Here is a 3588-nt window from a genome sequence, read left to right on the forward strand (position 1 = left end):
AGCAAGGCGCATGATTGAGTAATAGCTAGCTATTGCGATTGAATGCAACGTCGCTATTTATTATTTTAACCAACAAGATAGATCAGATACTTATGTGGATTGGTATAAATGCTTCAGTTAATAAACGACAGCTGATATTTTCCTCTAAAGTGCTACTTATCTGCTTAATACCGTGATTGCCCTGATAACAGTAAAGTGACCGTATTTTTTTAGTTAAAATTACCTTTTTAAAACATTCATCACTTTGATAATAATTTTCCTTGCTGACTGCTACGCTTGCGGTAACATGACCTTTTTCAACATCAGATAATCTAAAAGGATTAAAAATGGCACGTCAAGTTACCTATATTTTTAAAAAAAAGCGTAAAACAATGCAATTCTCTTATGCGGTTCACCATGATATTTATGAAGCGGTTGCAGAAGCCGAAGGAATCGATCTTACGCAGTTTCTTGCGATGGAAAAACAGTTGGCAATGAGTTGTCGTGGTCAGGGGATATTAAAAAATCATCGTAAAACTGAATTTACAAACATGGGCTTTTCGGACATAAAATTTGTACGTGATGAAGATGAAAAAAAATGATCTGATTGTTGCTAGCACCACAAGGGCTAGCACAGTTAATGAGCTTGATTATTTACATCATCTTTTAAAAAAAGCAGTGAGACCTCGCAAGCGTTATTTAAAAGCAATATTAAATGTATTGGTTTTGTGGGGGTTTTCTTTATTGGGTTTATTACTTGCAAGTGGATTGTTTAGTTACCTCGCCCATTACAGTACGATGCTCTCTTCTCTTTTAAACCTACCCATGCTTAAGGAAGTCTTAATTTTTACAACGGGCTGTTATGCGCTGTTTAGCACTAAAAAATGGCTGGCAGAGTGGGAAAACCCTTACCCTCTTATTTTGCAAGATATTCAATGTGCGCAAGTGGAGGATGAAAGCTATTTTGTGCATGACTTGTGTCGCTTTCAAGTGCCTGAATTGGGCGGGTTTATCTATTTTTTAAAGATATCTGAGCAGGCGGTTTTTGTTATCTACGACTACCAAAGCCAAGATGATGTTAATCATGCGTTTTTGGTTCAAAAAAAACTAACACTGAGTAAAGCACCTTGTTGTGATCACTATCTTGAATACGTTTTTACGGGTGATGGTGTTGCGCTATCAGCAACTTACCCGTTAACGGTTGTGCCTGAAGAGTGGCCTCTGCCAGATCGCTGGTTAGCACTTCCTTGGTCACAGTTAAGACCTACATTTTCCCCAAAATAGTATTTTTGTAAAGTTAAAGAAACGGTTTCATTAATACTATAAAAATATTCTGCATCTTATTGTTTATTCAATTTAAAGTGATTTTTTGAGTTTTAATCTATTTTGGTATATAACTGGGAATTATAATTGGTTTGATTTTTAGTTCATAAAGGAATAAGGAAAGTAGCTTGCATGAGAGAACATAAAGTGGATCACATAGGTTATAGGGCGATTGTTTCTGGTCGTGTTCAAGGGGTAGGATTTCGTTATTTTACCGCAAAAGAGGCTAATAAATTAGGTGTTTATGGACATGCTAAAAATTTAAATAATGGCAACGTAGAGGTGTTGATGTTTGGTCATGAAGCGCAGCTACGGGTACTTTTGAAATGGTTAGTGAATGGCCCTAAAACATCTACTGTTGATGATGTTAAGGTGACCGAAATCCTATATATTCATAAAGATGGCTTTTTATGCCTTTGAGTGCCTGTTTATCAATCTAATTTAATTGTAAAGTTGGCACACCTTATAAAAAATGAATTATTAAGTGTCATTTACTCTTAAGCAAAAAGTCTATTCTTTCGTCGTATTTTCGCTGTTATCTATTTTATTTATTGGTTATAGCGGTATCTCTTTATTACCAGAGGAGATGTATAAAGATCGGAAAATACAGTTAAAAGTACAAATTGAAACGGTAAAGGGAATTTTAAAGTCCTATCAACAAAAAGTGGTCAGAAATGAGTTAATGCAAGAGGGGGCGCAAACTGCGTTTTATCTCATACCACAAGAGATGCAATACAGTGGTAGCGGTTATTTTTTTATTTCATAACCGACATGGTGTTAAAAGCAACATTAAAAGGTAAAAAGACAGGGGGCCGTGTTACCCATGTAAAAGATGCGAATGGCCGTTATGTTTACCAAGATATCTACAATGGTAGCAGAGAGTTTGCTGACCGTGGTGGCACACAATATCAATTTCAACGTGTTGCGGGTGGCGTAGCCGAAGATAAACGCTCTTATTCTCTGTACTTTAAACCATGGAATATTGTTGTGAGTACGGGTATCTATATCAGTGATGTCCATGGAAAAGTGGCCAATAATATTATTGAGATGACCATTATTGTAAGCCTTGTTATTGCAGGACTTGCCTTTATCGCTTGGCAGATTATCACTGCGGTTATCTCGCCGATGATGCGTATTCAAAAGGTAATGGCAAAGGTAGAAGCGACTGATATGACGTGGCGCCTTAACATCAGCAAAGATGATGAGTTAGGCCTGTTAAGTAAATCAATTAATTCAATGCTAACTGAGTTTCATAACCTGCTTACCAAGCTTTCTAGCCCTTCTTATGATTTAATCTCGGCATCCGATAGCCTCTGCGGTGATTGCGCAACAAACTAACCGTGGTGTTAATAAACAGACACAAGAAATTCAAACGGTCGTGAGTGCTATTGAACAGATGTGCGAAGTCTTGCACACAGTACTCAAGATTCAACGGTTGAAATTCAAAAAATTATTGAGAGACTACAGTCACTTTCGCAAACAGCCTCAGACACAGGTAAAGAGGCGGCCAGTAAAACCATTGAAGCGGCTGCAAGTACGGATGAAAAGCTTAAATTAGGTGGTGTTGCATGTTGCGCATATTAATGAGATGACCGAGAAAATTGCTACAGCGACAACCGAGCAAGCCACGGTGGCGGAAGAGGTTGCACGTGCGATGGTGAGTATAAGTGATATTTAAGTAGAAACAGAGCAAGTGAGTGAGCAAACTAAAGCTGAAAGTTTAAACGTGAAGGCACTTTCACAGGATGTTGATAAACGCATCGAGCGTTTTACAATATAGATAATTATTCGGAAGTGCTGTTTTAGCTATGCCTCTTGTACACAAGTCCTACGTCCAAGTGCTACTTTAGTTAATATTAAGAATCTGTGTACAAGAGTTAGTGTTTTAGCTCTCTCAGTAAAAAGATGAAACTAACGTTGCACTCCCGAAAATAGAATATGAAAGCGCAGACTATTGACCCTGTCCTAAAATCTGTGTAATTACCTATCATTAACTTAATCATATTAAGGAATAGGTAATTATGAAAAAAGAAGAGATCGAAGCATTCGCTCTTAAAGCCGCAAAAGGCTTAAAGACTCAAAAAGACCTCCTAGACTTTACGCAAGTGCTTACTAAAATCACTGTTGAAGCGGCTCTCAATGCCGAATTAGATGAACATTTAGGGTATGAAAAGAACCAAAAAAGTGAGGTTGAAAACTACCGCAATGGGTGCAGTTTAAAAACATTAAAGACAGAGGATGGTCAGTTTGAACTCTCCACTCCTCGCGATAGAAATGGCACGTTTG

At 37.6% G+C, this 3588-nt stretch carries 7 protein-coding genes; all 7 read left to right on the plus strand.

Features of this window, described 5'->3' with window-relative positions; genetic code table 11:
• Positions 1-326 precede the first annotated feature (326 nt).
• A complete protein-coding gene (locus G322_RS0118025; RefSeq protein WP_022943084.1) occupies positions 327-581 on the plus strand; it encodes a DUF2960 domain-containing protein in 255 nt (84 codons plus the stop codon).
• A complete protein-coding gene (locus tag G322_RS0118030) occupies positions 568-1263 on the plus strand; it encodes a hypothetical protein (RefSeq protein WP_022943085.1) in 696 nt (231 codons plus the stop codon). Before G322_RS0118025 ends, G322_RS0118030 begins: the two co-directional genes overlap by 14 nt.
• A 171-nt stretch (positions 1264-1434) precedes the next feature.
• Positions 1435-1722, plus strand: coding sequence for an acylphosphatase (gene yccX, locus G322_RS0118035; protein WP_022943086.1), 288 nt, complete (start codon positions 1435-1437; stop codon positions 1720-1722).
• Positions 1723-1786: 64 nt separating this feature from the next.
• Positions 1787-2068 carry a cache domain-containing protein gene (locus G322_RS0118040; RefSeq protein WP_022943087.1) on the plus strand — a complete coding sequence of 94 codons (282 nt, stop codon included), beginning with the start codon at positions 1787-1789 and terminating at the stop codon, positions 2066-2068.
• A 5-nt stretch (positions 2069-2073) separates the two neighbouring features.
• On the plus strand, positions 2074-2640 hold the full coding sequence (locus G322_RS0118045) for a cache domain-containing protein (protein ID WP_022943088.1): 567 nt from the start codon (positions 2074-2076) through the stop codon (positions 2638-2640).
• Between the two features lie 60 nt (positions 2641-2700).
• The gene (locus tag G322_RS0118050) at positions 2701-2886 is read left to right on the plus strand and encodes a hypothetical protein (RefSeq protein WP_022943089.1); all 186 of its coding nucleotides are present in this window, start codon (positions 2701-2703) and stop codon (positions 2884-2886) included.
• 437 nt (positions 2887-3323) lie between these two features.
• A partial coding sequence (locus G322_RS0118060) for a transposase (RefSeq protein ID WP_022940831.1) occupies positions 3324-3588 on the plus strand: 265 nt, incomplete at its 3' end.

The organism is Psychromonas hadalis ATCC BAA-638, assembly GCF_000420245.1.
Classification (GTDB): Bacteria; Pseudomonadota; Gammaproteobacteria; order Enterobacterales; family Psychromonadaceae; genus Psychromonas; species Psychromonas hadalis.

Bases quoted from the DNA above. Each gene is read 5' to 3' on its own strand.
- G322_RS0118045 (WP_022943088.1), top strand. From the start codon at position 2,074: ATGGTGTTAAAAGCAACATTAAAAGGTAAAAAGACAGGGGGCCGTGTT.
- G322_RS0118025 (WP_022943084.1), top strand. From the start codon at position 327: ATGGCACGTCAAGTTACCTATATTTTTAAAAAAAAGCGTAAAACAATG.
- yccX (WP_022943086.1), top strand. From the start codon at position 1,435: ATGAGAGAACATAAAGTGGATCACATAGGTTATAGGGCGATTGTTTCT.
- G322_RS0118030 (WP_022943085.1), top strand. From the start codon at position 568: ATGAAAAAAAATGATCTGATTGTTGCTAGCACCACAAGGGCTAGCACA.